Genomic DNA, 16,567 nt, shown 5'->3' with positions numbered 1-16,567 from the left:
ATTCACTCACCTTCTCCTGTCAAAGCTTTATAAATGGTATCCACATTATGACGGTACATTCCGATATACGTCCCTTCCGGCGTGCCTTCTTTCCCCATGGCGTCCGAGAACAGTTCTCCTCCAAGCTTAACCTCCAGCCCTTTGCTGGAAGCTCCCTCTATGACGGCTTTGATCGAATTGGGGTTGATGCTGCTCTCCACGAACACGGCAGGTATGCGGTATTCCAGCAGCGTTTGAATCGTATCGTCGATATCGGAAATGCCGATTTCATCCTCCGTGCTAAGTCCCTGCAGCCCGACAACCTTCATATCATGCATTCTGCCAAAGTAACCGAAAGCGTCATGGGCCGTGACGATGACCCGTTGGTCTTTTTCGATCTTCGCGAGCTTAGCTTTGGATTCTTGGCTCAGGGCATCCAGTTCTTTGAAATATTTAACCTTGTTGTTCTCAAAATACTCCGCATGATCCGGGGCGTATTTCTTCAACTCGTCGACTGCCGAACTCAACCCCTGTTTCCATAGATCAATATCAAACCAGATGTGAGGGTCAACGGCGCCCCCCTCGTCCTTCAACAGCTTTTCTTTCGGTATGGCATCCCCGAGGGCCAGTACCGGCCTTGTTTTGCCGATTTGCTCGAATACTCCGATCATGTTTCCTTCCAGGTGAAGACCGCTGTAAAATACGATATCTCCACCCTCCAGCTTCTGGATGTCCCCTTGCGTCGCATTGTATAAATGCGGGTCCACGCCTGGCCCCATCAGGCTTTGTACGCTGACTTTATCCCCGCCGATCACGGAGATGGGCTCGGCAATTTGGGCGATCGTGGTCACGATGGTTATTTTCCCGTCATCGGTTGCTCCTTCCGCTTTTTTCTCACCGGAAGCACAACCGGCCAGCACCATCGATAAGACCAAGATCATTACGCTTGCCAACTTAATGGATTTCCGTTTCATTCTCTTCACCCTTTTCTCCTCCTGCTTCCGGGAACCAGATTATGCCCTCTTAAAACTTATGTGGACAACAACAAATGTTTTTCCCTAGTGCAAAATATGTTCTTGATACCAAATTAATTTCAATTTGGTCTTTTGTCAAGGGTTATATTAAAAAGATTTACTAACAAAAACGTCTATCGAAGTACTTTCTCAGAAGACAGACCGCATTTAAACGGATGTTTTTCTTGCGAGGTAAGGATGGCAATCCTCTGACGTTTAATCTTTCTTATYTCTTAACAAAAAACGTCTATCGAAGTACTTTCTCAGAAGACAGACCGCATTTAACGGATGTTTTTCTTGCGAGGTAAGGATGGCAATCCTCTGGAGTTTATATTTACTTATCTCTAAAAAAAAACTTCGATTTGAAAGGCCTCCCTTGAAAAGGAAGGTTTCAAATCGAAGTTTCATATCAAGCGCCGGCTACGTTGAACGCCGTTATTTTAAAACTCATCGCCGCGGACTTTGGCAAATACCATGGTATGGGTCAGGGCGCCATCCACGTCCCTTTGCCAATTGCGGTGAACGCCTTCAAGAGTGAAGCCTGCGCGTTTGGCTACGCTGGCACTGCGGCTGTTCCTGGAGTCGCAGCGGATTTCGATGCGGTTTGCTTCCAGGTACCGGATGGCAAAGGCGGTAATACCGTTAACCGCCTCGGTCATCAGACCGTTTCCGGAGCGGGAACTGCGGATCCAGTAACCGATCTCGAAACGCCGCGCTTCCCAGTCGATCCGATGCAGCCCGCTGCTTCCCACGAAGGCCCCGCCGTTCTTGTCAAACAGGTGCAGCACCATGTCGGTCCTCTCCATAAAAATTCAATCTCGCTTTTCTTACGAATGATTCCGACTCCTCCAGCGAAGGAATGTTTCTTGCAAAAGGAAGCCACTTTCGCAGTTCCTCGGCACTTTCTCTAATAGCTTCATTAACCAGCTCTCCGTCGCTCCATTGGGGCGCACGGACCAATAACCTTTCGGTTTCGAACCTCTCGGGGAAATCCAAAAGAATAGGATGATTCAATCTTTTCACCTCGAATGCAAAATGATTAAAATAAACGAATTTGTCCAAGTTGGGTCCTGAGCCGATCCCATTTTTTTTCTGATCTTTCCTCGGTGATCCGGCAGCAGGGAGACTTCCGCCATTTCGGCAATTTTCTCCACGACTTCATCGATGGACATCTGATCCGTGTCGATTCGGTGTTTAAAGACATCCTGGGACAATTCTTTCACGCACCGGTCTATCTGCTGCGCCGGCCAAGACTTTTCCCCGTCTCCCCGACTCTTCAGCCGCTTCAGCAAAACCTCTCGCGATGCAAAAAGCGTGAAATGCCGGACGTCTACCCCATCCTTGCGCAATCGCCCGATAATTTCATCGAAATATGCCGGGTTCGTAATAGTCATGGGCGCAATAATGATTCGGGTTGAGTTAGCATCGAGGTAGCGGAGCATGGCATAGTTGAATTCCCTCCACATCAGATAGTCCTGAAAGTCGCTTTTCTTCACTTCATCGGGCAAGTTTTTACGTATGTAATATCCTGCTTGCTCAGGATCGAGCACAAATGAATCCGGAATTCGCCGCTTTAGCTCATAGGCGGTCTGGCTTTTGCCGGCTCCGAATGCACCGTTTATCCATAAGATCAAAGCAATTCCCTCCTTCCCTCACAAAAAACGGCACAATATCATCTAATGGATATCTATGTCTAGTATAAATAGACAATTCATTCCTGTACAACCGTACAATATATTCTCTTGAACGTTTTTTAAAATTCTTACCAGGATGCACTTGACGGACTTCTTGGGGAACGCATGAATTTTAATCCGTTTTTTGTTAACTCAATCACCTTCTTCCTTCGCGATTCTTACTATAATCCGAATGAAAGCCATGAAAATGAGAGTGAGCAAGGAGGATGTTGTATGGATGGACCGCGCATCGCGAGGGAAAAAAAGACTGTCGCTTACATGATCCGGCTTTATTGCGAAAGGCATCATGCGGACCTCGAACATAAGGAGGGGTTATGTGATTCATGCGCCGAACTGCATCAGTATGCGCATAAGCGGCTTAGTCATTGCCGGTTCGGCGAAACCAAAACGACTTGCGGCAAATGCCCCATTCATTGCTACAAGCCGGACAAGCGCGAACGGATCAAAGAGGTGATGCGGTATTCCGGCCCCCGCATGGTATATCGCCGCCCTGTATTAGCTTTTCAGCATCTGCTGGACGGTCTTAAGAAACCTCGATCGTCTCGGTGATTGATAACGCGCTTAGTCTACACTCTTCCCTTAACGATCCCTTATAAAAGCCGCGAGCCTTCTATATGAAAGGCTTGCGGCTTCTCTTTTGGACGGGCTTCCCGTCCCTGTTTCAAGGATTCCATTGCCCGCAAATTCTTTAAAAAGTCGGCAGATTGAAAAACTGCTGTACAGAGCGTTTGAAAGATTTATAGAATCTGTACAGAGTGGAGCATTACCATCCGCCCAAGCTTTTGCCTTGATTTCCTTCAATTGCATATGAGGCTCAAAGGCTTGCCCAGTAAGGATTTAACGAAAAATCGGAGCCTGAATTTGTGACGAATCTGGTAATTCTCGTGAATGTTTGAACAAAGTTTGAACTCGCCAAAACCCGCATGAATACTGTGATTTCCCTCATAGACGTAGGGTTCTGTAACAATTTGAACACACAATGTTAAAAACATTGCCATGTTTCAACCATTATTTGTAATTGATTCAAGTATATGCATTTTGCAATACCCAAAGATACTTCTTACTATAGGTTTAGGATTGAACAACGCTTAAAGAACGAAGTATTGAAGGAAGGGGTACATCATGAAAAAAAAGAGGGCCGTTATTTGCATTGTTCCTTAGTTTAACCTTGCTATTATCGGGATGCAGTTCGATCACGGTATTAGATCCAAAAGGACCAGCTGCAAGAACCCTATCCGAAACCATCATACTTTCCATTATTATGATGCTCGGAGTTTTGGCTGTAGTTTACGCCTTATTTGTCTTTATGCTGGTAAAATACCGGGCCAAGAAATCCAATGAAGGTTATACACCGCCTCATGAAGAGGGCAGCAAATGGTTAGAGATAACTTGGATTACTATTCCTATTATTATTGTAGCCTTTCTGTCGGTAGTAACCGTGAAGACCACGGTTGCCGTTGAAAACGTTCCAGAGGGCTATAAGGACCAGAAACCTCTTGTTATCTACGCCTCATCCTCGGACTGGAAGTGGCACTTTAGTTATCCGGAGGAAGGCATCGAGACCGTTAACTATGTGAACATTCCGACAAATCGCCCGATCGAGTTCCGGAATTATTCCTTCGGGCCGATCACCAGCCTATGGATTCCTCAGCTGGCAGGACAAAAGTATGCCATGAGCGACATGATAACTAAACTCAATCTGGTTGCTGAAGTCCCTGGATCTTACATGGGCAAGAACTCGAACTTTAGCGGCGAAGGATTCGCGCACATGGAATTCGAAGCACTGGCAATGACTCCTGCCGAGTTTGATGAATGGGTGAAAGACGTTAAGGAGACTGCGCCCGAATTAACCGAAACCGAGTTCAAGAAGCTTCTTGAAACGGATCACGTCGGCAGAATGTCCTTCTCGAATAACCACCTGACTTTCAGCCCTCCACCTGAAGAGCATGGCCATCACGGAAATGCAGCTCATCAGGAGAACGAAACAGAGCATTCCGATCCGGACAGTGAACCTAGTGATAATCCGGACGAACATAGCTCAACAAACCATGAAGGGCATTAATGTTTCGGAGGATCTGTTCCTCCTTCAAACGAAATGCACTTCGGACATCCAGAAAGGAGTTAAGCCCTTATGAAATGGGACGAATTTTTCGTTACCGGTGAACCATTGATCTATGGCGCCATGGTGAGTATCGTACTCGTCTCGCTCGCAATTATCGTAGGTCTGACCTACTTCAAAAAATGGGGATATTTGTGGCGGGAATGGCTAACTACAGTAGATCATAAGAAAATAGGTGTAATGTATATCATATCTGCATTACTTATGCTGTTCCGCGGCGGTGCTGAAGCACTTTTGATGCGTGCTCAAACCTCCATGCCTGATATGAAAATTTTGGACGCACAGCACTACAACGAAATATTTACGACACATGGCCTTATCATGATTCTCTTTATGGCCATGCCATTCATCTTTGGTCTGATGAACATCATCATCCCGCTGCAGATTGGCGCACGTGACGTTGCTTTTCCGCGTCTGAACGCAATCAGCTTCTGGTTGTTCTTCGCAGGAGCCATGCTCCTTAATCTCGCCTTCGTTATCGGAGGATCGCCTGACGCAGGTTGGACCGCATATTTCCCTCTGGCCAGCAATGAATTCAGCCCGGGCGTAGGTATGAACTATTACTCCCTCGCCCTTCAAATATCAGGGATCGGGACACTGCTTACCGGTATAAACTTTATTGTTACCATTCTTAAAATGCGCGCACCAGGCATGACTCTGATGAAAATGCCGATGTTTACCTGGTCCATTCTCATTACTTGTGTCATCATTATCTTTGCATTCCCGGTATTGACGATTGCATTGCTTCTGATGATGTTTGACCGACTTTTCGGTTCCCAGTTTTTCACGATGGCGAACGGCGGCATGGATATGCTGTGGGCCAACCTGTTCTGGGTATGGGGACACCCTGAAGTATACATTGTTATTCTGCCTGCTTTCGGTATTTACAGTGAGATTATTTCGGCTTTCTCGAAAAAAAAATCTTTATGGATATACATCGATGGTTATCAGTATGGCCGTGATTTCCGGTTTGTCTTTCCTTGTCTGGGCTCACCATTTCTACACCATGGGCCAAGGCGCTATGGTCAACGGTTTCTTCTCCATTACTACGATGGCTATTGCCGTTCCGACCGGAGTCAAGATATTCAACTGGCTGTTCACGATGCGTAAGGGCCGAATAACCTTTACGACGCCGATGCTTTATTCACTGGCCTTTATTCCGGTCTTTACGATCGGCGGCGTGACAGGCGTCATGCTGGCGATGGCCAGCGCGGACTATCAGTATCACAACACGATGTTCCTGGTGGCGCATTTCCACTACACGCTCATCCCAGGTGCCGTGTTCGCCGTACTCGCCGGTTTCCATTACTGGTTCCCTAAAGTGTTCGGCTTCCGCCTGAACGAGCGACTTGGCAAAGCCTCCTTTTGGTTCATCGCCATTTCGTTTAACGTAACGTTCTTCCCGCTGTTCTTCCTGGGATTGAAAGGGATGACGCGCCGGATGTACACCTATTCGGCTGAGACCGGATTCGGGCCACTCAGCATGATCTCGATGGTCGGCGCAATCGGCTTGGCGATTGGTTTCGTTCTTCTGTGCTACAACATCTACTGGAGTACGCGTTACCAACCTCGGGACAAAACCGGAGATCCATGGGACGCTCGTTCGTTGGAATGGTCTACGCCTAGTCCTGTGCCAGTATATAACTTTGCTGTAACGCCAAAAGTTACGGAACGCGACGCCTTCTGGTTCTCCAAACTGAATAAAAAGCCGCTTTCGGACGAAAAGATACAGAAGATTCACATGCCGAGCAATTCCGGCAAACCGTTTATTCTCGGCGTCGCCTTCTTCTTCCTGGGCTTTTTCCTGGTATTCAGTTGGTGGACTCCGGCCATTATCTCCGGCATTGGAGTATTGATCATTATGGCAACCATGTCCTCCGACCGCGATGACGGTTATTACATCCCGGCTGAAGAGGTTGTTCAAACAGAAAAGAAACTGCGGGGTGAAACGGTATGAAAATAGATGCCACTCAGCCGCTTGAATACGGGACAGAGGAGAACAGCAACAAGATTTTTGGCTTTTGGCTTTTCCTTGGAGCTGAAATTGCACTCTTCGCAACCCTGTTTACGGTTTACTTCGTTTTGGTTGACCGCTTTGCGACCGGTCCGAGCGGTGCGGAAATATTCGAAATCGGACCCGTTCTGATCGAAACCTTTTTGCTGCTGACGTCAAGCTTTACGATTGGTCTTGCCGTTCACAGCATGCGTCTTGGACTGAAAAAGCAGACGATGATCTTTATGGTCATCACCCTGCTCCTCGGCGCAGGATTCCTTGCCGTGGAGATCATGGAGTTCTTCACTTACGTTCATGAAGGGGCTACCCTTTCAACCAGCGCGTTCCTGTCCAGCTTGTTTACGTTGCTGGGAACGCACGGAGCCCACGTGACCTTCGGTCTTCTCTGGGGCACAGGCATTCTTTTGCAGATTAAGAAATACGGCCTGGACCACAGAACGGCCAACAAGTCCTTTATCTTCTCGCTGTATTGGCATTTCCTGGACGTGGTCTGGATCTTTATTTTCAGCTTTGTTTACCTGAAAGGACTGATGTGACATGATGAAACAGCTGTTTCCGATTAAGCACGTAGTTGGTTATGTTTCCTCCCTCGTCCTTTCCGCCATTGCGCTGGTCGTGCTCATGGATTTGCCGGCTGCGGCTGAAATGGGAATACTGCTGGTAACGGCAATACTGCAGGCTTCCCTCCAGCTCGTCCTGTTTATGCACATCGGCGAATCGGGCGATAAAAAATCGCTGTATATCAATATCGCATATGCCCTGTTCGTGGCGCTCGTTACGATATTCGGCACGCTGTTCATCTTCGTATGGGGCTGGTATTCCTAACTAAAAGCCCTGTAGACGAAAACGGCATAGAAACAGCCTTCCTTGGTTTCCAAGGAAGGCTGTTTTGTTTAAGAGATAAGAAAATATAAACTTCAGAGGTTTGCCATCTTATCTCGCAAGAAAAACTTCCGCTAAACGCGGTCTGTCTTCTGAGGAAGTGCTTCGATAGACGTTTTTTCTTTAGATATCAGAAAGCATAAACTTCAAAGCATGGGCCTTCCTGATATCGCAAGAAAAACTTCCGCTAAATGCGGTCTGTCTTCTGAGGAAGTGCTTCGATAGACGTTTTTCTTATTCTATCGCTTCCGCTTCCGCACATTCCAAACATAAGCTGCTCCCCCAGCGAGAAGGATTAAACCAAACAGCAGGAAAATTCTGATCAGGAACGTCCCGATCGGTATGAGAAATTTGCCCGGATCGGAGGAAGCCGAGAAGACCAGACATGTTATTCCCAATAACATAAGGGCAATCGCGGGAAACCACATCAGCTTTCTCATGCCTTCTCCTCCTCTCCTGCCGGTACAGGAAAGCAAATATCGAATCTCGTGCCGACACCCGGTTTGCTGCTCACATTCAGCGTTCCATCCTGGAGCTCAACGAGCTTCTTGGCAATGGCGAGCCCAAGACCGGTGCCTCCATGCTGCCGGGAACGCGATTTTTCCACCCGGTAAAAGCGGTCGAATATTAACGGCAGTTCATCTTCCGGAATGCCGGCGCCGCTGTCTTCAACGGCTACGCATACATTAGAGCTGTCCGCTCGGACAATTAAGGCCACCTCTCCATGCTCGGTATATCGGACGGCGTTATCCAGCATATTCAATAAAATTTGTTCCATTCGGAGTCCGTCGCCGCGGATCAATGGAACTTCGCCTTCCAGCACCGTACGCATGACCAGACCTTTTTCCTTCACCTTCCACTCCATTTTGCGGGCCGCACTGCCGGCGATTTCCTTAAGATCGATCCATTCCATGGTAAGGCTGATTCTGCCCTCCTCCATCTTGGACAACTCAAACAGATCATTTACCAGCCTCTGAAGCCGAACCGCTTCCTCCTGAATGATTTCAAGATACTTCTCTTTCTCTTCATCGGAAGCATACAGCTGCTCTCTGACTACCCTTGCATATCCCTCCAGGTACGTGATCGGCGTCCGGAGCTCGTGTGAAATATTCGCAAAAAACTCCTGTCTCGTATCCCGATACCGCTGGAGGTCCCGGGCTAGGTCATTGATGGCCCCTGCCAGAGAACCCACTTCATCCTTGCTCGAGATGTTTAGCCTGGTTTCGAGATCGCCGGCCGCGATCTTGCGCGTAGCCCGCTGCATCTGAAGCAGTGGACGGGACAATACCTGTGCTGCAATCCATACCACGCCCATGGCCAGCAAAAAAGCTCCCAAACCCGAGATGATCAGCAGTTGCCGTATGCGCGAAATAGATTCATCCATATGCGCCGTGGATGCCAATACATATAGAGCCTTGTCGGCAGCTCCGCCATTCTCGTCCGACGGCACACCCATAACGGATACGAGGTATCGTTTACCATACGGATCGGTATGCGTAAAGTTTAAAGCGTGACCGGAAAATACCTTGCTCACGTCGGATTTCCGGATAAACGCACGATCCATGGGATCATGATCTCCCGAATGGGCGGCAACCTCCCCGTTTCTGTTCACAAAAAACATGCTGACATCCGAGAAGTCGGCAAAAGCATCCAGCGAATGATCGGTCGCCGTTTCCGGGGAAGACGCCATGGTCACGAAATGAGCCGTCATTTCATTCACGCTATTCTCCATATCGGAATGATGAAAATTAGTAAATATCCGGTCAATGGCGGCGCCAAGAAACACGAGGACCAAAAGAAACAGGGAGATCATCCACAATCCCAGCTTTAACCCGATCCGGTTTTGTATCATGCCGTCTCACCGGGAGAGTGAAATTTGTATCCGATCCCCCATACCGTCTGGATGGGGTTATAGCTTAATCCGGCGCGTTGCGCCTTCTCGCGAATGTTTTTCACGTGGGTATCCACCACTCTTGTCTCCACATGAACATCAATGCCCCACAATCGCTCAACCAATTCTTCCCTGGAAAATGCGCGGTGGCAGTTTTGGGCCAGGGTAAGCAGAAGATCAAACTCCTTTTGGGTAAAATCGACCGAGTGGTCCTGTATCATCACTTGTCTTCCTTCGGGATGGATGGACAATTCCGGATAGTGCAGCTTTACCTCCGGACGGACGGCGGCTCGAGCCAGCGTATAACGGCGGATCAAGGAATAAATACGGGCAATGAGTTCCTCGACCTCAAACGGTTTCGTGAGATAATCATCCGCGCCGATGCCGAGACCATGGACCTTGTCCTTCGTCTCAGACCTTGCCGTGAGCATCAGAACGGGAAGCTGACTGTATTCCCGTATCTTTTTGCACACCTGCCAGCCGTCCATGTCAGGCATCATCACATCCAATAAAACCAGGTCGAACGAATGCTGTTTTACAAGGGATAAAGCTTCATGCCCGGTCGAGGCCTCTTTCACCTCAAATCCTTCCTTCATCAGGTAGATTCGAAGCAAGTTCCGCATATTCCATTCATCGTCTACGATCAATACTTTTATTTTCATTAAAGGTCCCACCTGCTTCTTGTGACGTTCCTGACCTTATTATAAGTTAAAAATATGTTGAAATCATGAAGAGGCACTATGTATACGAAAAAGCCCGTATTCAGAGATACGGGCGTATTTCCATAAAATGTAGTTTTTGATTTCAGGTGGCTCAGCTTGTTAGAAATCCTGCAAGTCCTGATCGGGACCGGCTTGTCCGTTCCCCATCATCGAGCCTCCCTGGTATCCGCGCATCATTGGGCCGTTTCCTTGCATCCCGCTGCTGCGGTTTTGGGTCCAATCTTGCATCATGCCTCCATTGTTGCCGTGGCAGCTCTGGTACATGTCGTTCAACTGCCGCTCCGTGGCCTGAGGATGCATCTGCTTCATAAACGGAAGCATGTCTTCAAATGGAACGGAGTTTGCCTCTGCATAGACTGCCGTACCGATTCCAAACGTTAGGACAACAGCTCCCAGACCGAGGAATAATTTGTTCTTCACGATGATTTCTCCTCCCCTTATTTTTGTCTTCAGGATATCGAAAAATCATGTGTTTTTGATGTGAAGTCTGTGAACTGGCTGTGAAGCGACTGTGACAAATTAATGACCGCTGTGGGCATCGCCGCCCGAAGCCGGAACAATTTCTAACATATCATCGATCTCGCTCTGTCCCTTGGCGGAAATGGCAGCCTCATCCCCGGTAATCCAGGCATGGTTGTACGGCCCTTCCGTCGGTGTTGTTTCAAATTTAGGCTGAATCGACATCACAAACTTCATAACCGACTCCGGCATCGCGTCCTTGTTCGTAAAGAGAAGCGGGGCATGCTTGCCTAAATGAGAAAAAGGAGCCGCTGCAATGGTCAGCATCGTGCTATCCCCCGGCAGGAATGAGAAATTATGACCTGGAGAATCGATTCCCCAGCCAAAACCGGTTGCCGGATCTTTGAATTTGGCAAAGTTGACAGCATTTTCATACGGATCGCTGCCGGATATCCGCGTAACTTTGCCGTAGGCTTTCAAGTCTTCTTCCACCTGCTTGGATACGGCGGATTCCGGACCGATCACATAGATGCTTGCTTTGCCGTTGCGTGTTGCGAGCGCTTGTACCGTTTCATCCGGAATTTCGTCTTTTTTCACATACAAAAGAGGTTCCGGCATATGGGCAATCCAGTTTACCGCCGGCAGCGTATATTCGGGACTGTCCATGGAGCCGACAATGACCGACTCCGGCGTGCTTCCGGATACCTTGGCGTAATAAGAATCGATGGCCTGTGCTACGGCTGCCGGCCGATCCCCTTCAATGCGGTCCGTTTTATAGCCAAGCTCCTTCAGCTGTTCGTGTACCTTGTCCGCCACTTTGCCGACCACGATGACCTGAATGCCTTCATTACTCTCGGAACCTTTAGGTTTAAGGCGCTTCAGCTCGGTTAGGGTGCTCTCCGGCACACCCTCTTTATTGACAAAAAGGATCGGCCCGTTGCTGGGATGATGAATCAAATCGGCGCTGGCCGCCGCAACCTGCCAATTCTCCGAATCGACAAGCACAACGCTTCCCGGCCTGTTGTTGTCTCCCGTGGCGGTCCATAGCGATTTGGAAGCCGTTGCGGCTGCCTGAACCGGATCGGAGGTGTTGATCCTTGTCGTATTTTTAGTGCCGATCCAAGGTGTTGTAATCTCGGTTTGGGATAGGTCTGCGCTTCCTGCGGAAGGCTCGGAAGGCACGGTATTGCCGGTATTTTGGCAGCCTGCCAATAGAGCGGCCGTAAGAACGGCTGCCGAACCGGCGGTAAACATTTTTTTCATGATTGATCCCTCCACAAAATGTATTCCCTTGTTTAACGTTGGGCTTTTATCAACTTACCCGACATTTATGTGGAAACCGTGTGGGAAGTGTGGAATTTTTGCAAGGATTAAATTTTAAATATCCTCCAATGTCTTTTCATCGTCATCATCGGGAAGCAGCTGGATATCGCCCGCCCTACTGCGCAGCATATGTTCCGTCAGCATGCTTACGTAAGCCTCATCCCTAGCCAGCCAAGCTCCGTAGTTGCGTTTGATGTGCCGCTCCGCCCCCTCAAAGTCCGAAAAATGAAACAGAAGCGGTTCTCCGTTCCATTCCACGAGCCACTCCCCTGTTGGTGACATGTACACAAAGATTTGGTCGTCTCCCCAGCTTTCGTACAGGACCCCGCTTTTGGCTCCTTTGATGTTGAACTGGTTTCGGGTGGCATCCATTCGCAGCGGTTCCAATTCAAACGGTTCGGCTGCAAACAATCGGTACACTTCCTCGCCTATCGTGCAGCCCGATGCTTTGGCATGTCCGCCTCCGCCGTAACGCATCGCAACGGCTGACACATCGATGTGATCGTGAATGGTCCTCAGGCTCATTTTGCGGCCGCCCATGTTAAGGATGGCAATGTAATCCAGATGAGGATTGCTTGTTCCCAGCTCGCTGGCCAGCTCGGAATGATAAGATTCCGCATATACGATGCCGACACATTCGTCACCGATGAAGGTCTGAACCATCTCCCTTCTTTTCCGGCGGATGTAACGCTCGATTTTGTCTTCTTCCATATCAAGAATCTTTTCTTCGAACTCATCGAATGAGAATTCGTGCCGGGTTCGTAGGCGGTCGACCATCTTAGCTTCAAATTCATCGAGGGACACCATGTAAAATAGGTCGTTCAACCGCTTGGCTTCGATTTTGTTCTCGGTTTCCCATTCCCAGGTGTCATACAGGCGCACCATCTCCACAAATTGATTCAGGGCTTCCGTGGGTTCAACCAGACCGTTTGCAATCAAATACCCGTACAGCAAAGACGTTGCCGRGGCTTAAGAATGCTCATTTTTTAAATTCTGCAACTGTTGGATTAAGTTTAGCATTTAAAATTCTGAAGATGCAGAATAGTTGGGATGACGAAGCTGAAGTGATTACTACCCCTCTAACATTCGTCTCAACAAATCACGCAATCTTATATGAAGGTTTGAAGCCTGTGTTTGCTGATGTCGATGAATTTTTGTGTCTTGATCCCAAGGATGTCGAAGCAAAGATAACGGCAAAGACAAAAGCAATATTGTTTGTTGGAATAGGTGGGAATACAGGCAGATACTTAGAAATAGTCGAACTTTGCAAAAAATATAATTTGGCTCTAGTTCTTGATGCTGCCCATATGGCAGGTACAAGATTGAATGGCAAGGTTCCCGGCAGTGAAGCAGATGCTGTCGTATATTCATTTCAAGCGGTCAAAAATTTGCCTACCGCTGATTCCGGCATGATCTGCTTTAAAGAGAAAGACAATGATGAGCTTTGCAGGAAGTTGACTTGGCTAGGAATTAACAAAGATACTTATGCTCGCTCTAACGATAAGGGTGCCTACAAATGGAAATACGATGTTGAATATGTGGGATATAAGTATCATGGGAATTCTATAATGGCTGGAATCGGTCTTGTACAATTGAAGTATTTGGATCAAGACAATGCTTATCGGAAACAACTTGCTAAGTGGTATGATGACGGCTTCCGAGGTAATACACATATTAAACCTGTGGTAATGGCCCCGGGCTGTGATTCTTCCAGACACCTTTATGTAATTGAAGTTGCTAAGCGTGATGAATTGTTGCTGGCTCTGAACGAATCCGAAATTTATCCTGGAGTACACTACAGAGATAACACAGAATATAGAATGTACGAATATGCAAAAGGAACCTGCCCTATTTCTCATAGTATTAGCGAAAGAATTATCTCTTTACCGATGCACCTTAGAATGCAAAAGGCAGATGTAGATCGAGTGGTCGAACACGTGATTAGATTTACAAGTATGTGAGGGAGGTAAAGTTGTTTGAGACACAATTATACCATTCAGTCTGGGGATATCCTTCTTACGCCTATTTGTGAAGATGACATCGAAATTATGAGGGGATGGAGAAATTCCCCTCTTAATAATGCAAGTTTCTTAATGAATTCATATATTGATGCTGAGCAGCAGAAATTATGGTACCGGAGGTATCTCGAAAAATCAGATGATATTATGTTTATTATCAATGATTTAACTGGAAATAAAACCAGGATTGGCATGGTAGGCTTATACGATATAAATAACGAAGAAGGAACTGCAGAATTCGGTAGATTATTAATTGGTGAAAGGTCTGCCCGAGGCAGGGGTTTGGGCTTTGTAATTACATCTATGCTCTGCGATTTTGCTTTTAATCAGCTAGAACTTAAAGAAATTAAACTTGAAGTTTTAAGCGAAAACAATAAAGCTTATGGCATCTATAGAAAAGTAGGCTTTGAATCAGTTAGACATTACTCTAGGGAGGGTAAGGAAGTCATTAAAATGTTGCTGGTTAAGGAGAATTTGATATGCGTTTGACGAAGGTGGTTTCTTTTTGCCTTGGGGATATCCCTTCTGCCAGAATAGGAATAGTTGAGCCAATGCTTGAGCTTCAAAAAGAAGGCAAGATCGATTTCAGTTTTTATTTAGCGGCCGAATTGACTCGTGAAATACTTGCGGACGCTGATATTATTATCAGTATTAGATCGGCTGATTCATATGAATTAAATATTGTTAATGAATGTAAAAAAGCAGGGAAACTTATTATTTATTATTTAGATGATGATTTGTTGAATATCCCTCTGAATGCGGCAAGTTCCGAGTATTTCAATAGTGAGTTAGTCAAAAATAATATTGTTTCAATTATTGGACAATGTGATTATCTTTTAACAAATAACGTTAGAATTAAAGAGAAATATCAAAAATATGTTCAAAAGGGAGCTTATATTATTAAAGCTCCTGCTTTGCTTTTGAAATCTATTAAACCTAAAGAGACTTCCGGTATCTCTAAACCTGTCATTAAAATTGGATTTAGTGGTGGAACCGATCATAAAGCTAACTTGGAAACCTTATTAAAGTATCCACTCTATCAATTGAAATCTAAATACGGCGACAAAATTGAATTCGAATTTATGGGTGCAAAGCCTGACTTCGGTGGTGATTTCGAGTATAGGTACATCCCTTATCAATCGGAGTACGATAATTATATTAGCCAAATGAGTAAAATCGATTGGGATATTGGGGTAGCTCCATTGCCTGACAGTGATTTTCATGCATGTAAATACTACAATAAATTTCTAGAATATGGAGCCATAAATGCAGCTGGGATTTATAGTGACGTTGACCCGTATAAACAAATAATTAGAAATGAAATTAATGGCCTCCTTGTTGAAAACACAGAGGATTCATGGATTGCTGGTTTATCTACCCTCATAGAAAATGAGGAACTCAGGTTAAAAGTTAGTTCATCAGCTCGAATTCAGTTAGAAAAAGAATTTACTACTCAATGTATTGCAAAAGATATTGAAACCAAATTGGGAGAGTTGACGCTCTATAAAGCCCCTTATTGCAAACCGAGTAAACTAAACTTATTTTTAGGTAGTAAAGTGTTAATAACTAGCAAGCTATATAATATTGTTAAATCCATGGGGCTTCGGGCACCACTGTATATTGCAAAAAAAAGTTTATCAGAGACTGGGTAAAAAGGATTGATTATATTGATTAAAAAATTTAATTTCTTTTCGCTTTGTTCTACTAAGTTTGGTGAAACAGGATCTAAAAAATAAATATCGTAACTCAATTCTAGGAATAGGATGGTCTTTGCTGTACCCATTAGGTTTGGTTTCAATCATTGGGTTGGTATTTTCGCAAATCATGGGCCAACCATTAAAAGAATTTATCCCATATCTTTTTTCGGGTCTTATTCCTTGGATGTTTCTTACCCAGTGTGCAGATGCAGGGACAATGACCTTTCTTAATGCTGAAGGTTACATAAAACAGACAAGAATCCCAATCGCAATATTTCCTTTGCGTACAACCCTAGGAGCTTTTATTCAGTTAATGATCTCCCTTTCCGCATTTTTGATAATTGAATTGTTTATTGATATTAATTCTTTTAGCTATAAAATGCTTTTGGCTATACCGGCTCTCTGCTTATGGTTGCTATTCGGTATTGCAGTCTCAATGTTATCCGGTCTAGTCAATACCTATTTTAGGGATTTTATTCATATTCAATCTTTATTAATGCAGGGCTTATTTTATGCAACGCCAATTGTTTTTCCTGCTAAATTGCTACAAGGCGGTAGATTCGAATGGCTGTATCAGTGGAATCCATTATTTTATATATTAGAAATTATCCGTCAACCCTTATTAGGAAATTATCCTTCCACATTGGCTTGGCTGGTCTCATGTATAGTTATTGTTAGCATGCTTATAAGTGCAACTCTGATGATGAAGTATGTCGGTAGAAAAATTACGTTTAGATTATAAAAGGGGTTAAAATT

15 protein-coding genes and 3 pseudogenes are annotated in these 16,567 nt (G+C 46.0%); 9 read left to right on the top strand and 9 right to left on the bottom strand.

The window, feature by feature from the left end:
• Positions 1-2 precede the first annotated feature (2 nt).
• From XI25_RS04650 to XI25_RS04635, 3 genes and pseudogenes are all read right to left on the bottom strand, one after another.
• Positions 3-953 carry a metal ABC transporter solute-binding protein, Zn/Mn family gene (locus XI25_RS04650; protein ID WP_046677626.1) on the bottom strand — a complete coding sequence of 317 codons (951 nt, stop codon included), beginning with the start codon at positions 951-953 and terminating at the stop codon, positions 3-5.
• Positions 954-1,432: 479 nt separating this feature from the next.
• A pseudogene (locus XI25_RS04640) lies at positions 1,433-2,015 on the bottom strand (GNAT family N-acetyltransferase).
• Entirely contained in the window at positions 2,012-2,626 is a 615-nt protein-coding gene (locus XI25_RS04635) for an AAA family ATPase (protein WP_327204724.1), read from the bottom strand. Before XI25_RS04635 ends, XI25_RS04640 begins: the two are co-directional and overlap by 4 nt.
• A gap of 273 nt (positions 2,627-2,899) precedes the next feature.
• On the opposite strand from XI25_RS04635, the gene XI25_RS04630 reads away from it, so the two are divergent.
• From XI25_RS04630 to qoxD, 5 genes and pseudogenes are all read left to right on the top strand, one after another.
• Complete coding sequence (locus XI25_RS04630; protein ID WP_046677116.1) at positions 2,900-3,235, top strand: nitrous oxide-stimulated promoter family protein; 336 nt, start codon at positions 2,900-2,902, stop codon at positions 3,233-3,235.
• Between the two features lie 601 nt (positions 3,236-3,836).
• On the top strand, positions 3,837-4,748 hold the full coding sequence (gene qoxA / locus XI25_RS04625; RefSeq protein WP_046677573.1) for a cytochrome aa3 quinol oxidase subunit II: 912 nt from the start codon (positions 3,837-3,839) through the stop codon (positions 4,746-4,748).
• A gap of 69 nt (positions 4,749-4,817) precedes the next feature.
• Positions 4,818-6,762, top strand: a pseudogene (gene qoxB / locus XI25_RS04620) (cytochrome aa3 quinol oxidase subunit I).
• Positions 6,759-7,355 carry a cytochrome aa3 quinol oxidase subunit III gene (gene qoxC, locus XI25_RS04615; RefSeq protein ID WP_046677114.1) on the top strand — a complete coding sequence of 199 codons (597 nt, stop codon included), beginning with the start codon at positions 6,759-6,761 and terminating at the stop codon, positions 7,353-7,355. The pseudogene qoxB and the gene qoxC overlap by 4 nt, the downstream one beginning before the upstream one ends.
• Position 7,356: 1 nt before the next feature.
• Positions 7,357-7,644 carry a cytochrome aa3 quinol oxidase subunit IV gene (gene qoxD, locus XI25_RS04610; protein ID WP_046677113.1) on the top strand — a complete coding sequence of 96 codons (288 nt, stop codon included), beginning with the start codon at positions 7,357-7,359 and terminating at the stop codon, positions 7,642-7,644.
• A 296-nt stretch (positions 7,645-7,940) separates the two neighbouring features.
• Here qoxD and XI25_RS04605 read toward each other — a convergent pair whose 3' ends face one another.
• From XI25_RS04605 to XI25_RS04580, 6 genes and pseudogenes are all read right to left on the bottom strand, one after another.
• Complete coding sequence (locus XI25_RS04605) at positions 7,941-8,141, bottom strand: hypothetical protein (RefSeq protein ID WP_046677112.1); 201 nt, start codon at positions 8,139-8,141, stop codon at positions 7,941-7,943.
• Complete coding sequence (locus XI25_RS04600) at positions 8,138-9,553, bottom strand: sensor histidine kinase (protein ID WP_046677111.1); 1,416 nt, start codon at positions 9,551-9,553, stop codon at positions 8,138-8,140. Before XI25_RS04600 ends, XI25_RS04605 begins: the two co-directional genes overlap by 4 nt.
• On the bottom strand, positions 9,550-10,254 hold the full coding sequence (locus tag XI25_RS04595; protein ID WP_046677110.1) for a response regulator transcription factor: 705 nt from the start codon (positions 10,252-10,254) through the stop codon (positions 9,550-9,552). The genes XI25_RS04600 and XI25_RS04595 overlap by 4 nt, the downstream gene beginning before the upstream one ends.
• 159 nt (positions 10,255-10,413) lie before the next feature.
• The gene (locus XI25_RS36100) at positions 10,414-10,734 is read right to left on the bottom strand and encodes a hypothetical protein (protein ID WP_046677109.1); all 321 of its coding nucleotides are present in this window, start codon (positions 10,732-10,734) and stop codon (positions 10,414-10,416) included.
• A gap of 99 nt (positions 10,735-10,833) precedes the next feature.
• Positions 10,834-12,036: a cell wall-binding repeat-containing protein gene (locus tag XI25_RS04585; protein WP_046677108.1), complete on the bottom strand. Its 1,203-nt coding sequence runs from the start codon at positions 12,034-12,036 to the stop codon at positions 10,834-10,836.
• A 114-nt stretch (positions 12,037-12,150) separates the two neighbouring features.
• Positions 12,151-13,059 (bottom strand): annotated as a pseudogene (locus tag XI25_RS04580) (oligoribonuclease); the annotation flags it as partial.
• Here XI25_RS04580 and XI25_RS04575 point away from each other — a divergent pair.
• From XI25_RS04575 to XI25_RS04560, 4 genes are all read left to right on the top strand, one after another.
• A complete protein-coding gene (locus XI25_RS04575) occupies positions 13,026-14,057 on the top strand; it encodes a DegT/DnrJ/EryC1/StrS family aminotransferase (protein ID WP_442950358.1) in 1,032 nt (343 codons plus the stop codon). The pseudogene XI25_RS04580 and the gene XI25_RS04575 overlap by 34 nt on opposite strands.
• Before the next feature lie 15 nt (positions 14,058-14,072).
• On the top strand, positions 14,073-14,603 hold the full coding sequence (locus tag XI25_RS04570; RefSeq protein ID WP_046677406.1) for a GNAT family N-acetyltransferase: 531 nt from the start codon (positions 14,073-14,075) through the stop codon (positions 14,601-14,603).
• A complete protein-coding gene (locus tag XI25_RS04565) occupies positions 14,594-15,766 on the top strand; it encodes a glycosyltransferase (protein WP_046677572.1) in 1,173 nt (390 codons plus the stop codon). Before XI25_RS04570 ends, XI25_RS04565 begins: the two co-directional genes overlap by 10 nt.
• Positions 15,767-15,827: 61 nt before the next feature.
• Positions 15,828-16,553, top strand: coding sequence for an ABC transporter permease (locus tag XI25_RS04560; RefSeq protein WP_235439664.1), 726 nt, complete (start codon positions 15,828-15,830; stop codon positions 16,551-16,553).
• Positions 16,554-16,567: the final 14 nt, after the last annotated feature.

Origin of the sequence: Paenibacillus sp. DMB20 (assembly GCF_000987955.1) — a bacterium.
Taxonomy (GTDB): domain Bacteria; phylum Bacillota; class Bacilli; order Paenibacillales; family Paenibacillaceae; genus Paenibacillus_AQ.
The sequence above is the reverse complement of the archived record's forward strand: the minus strand, read 5'-3'. Positions and strand labels throughout refer to the sequence as shown.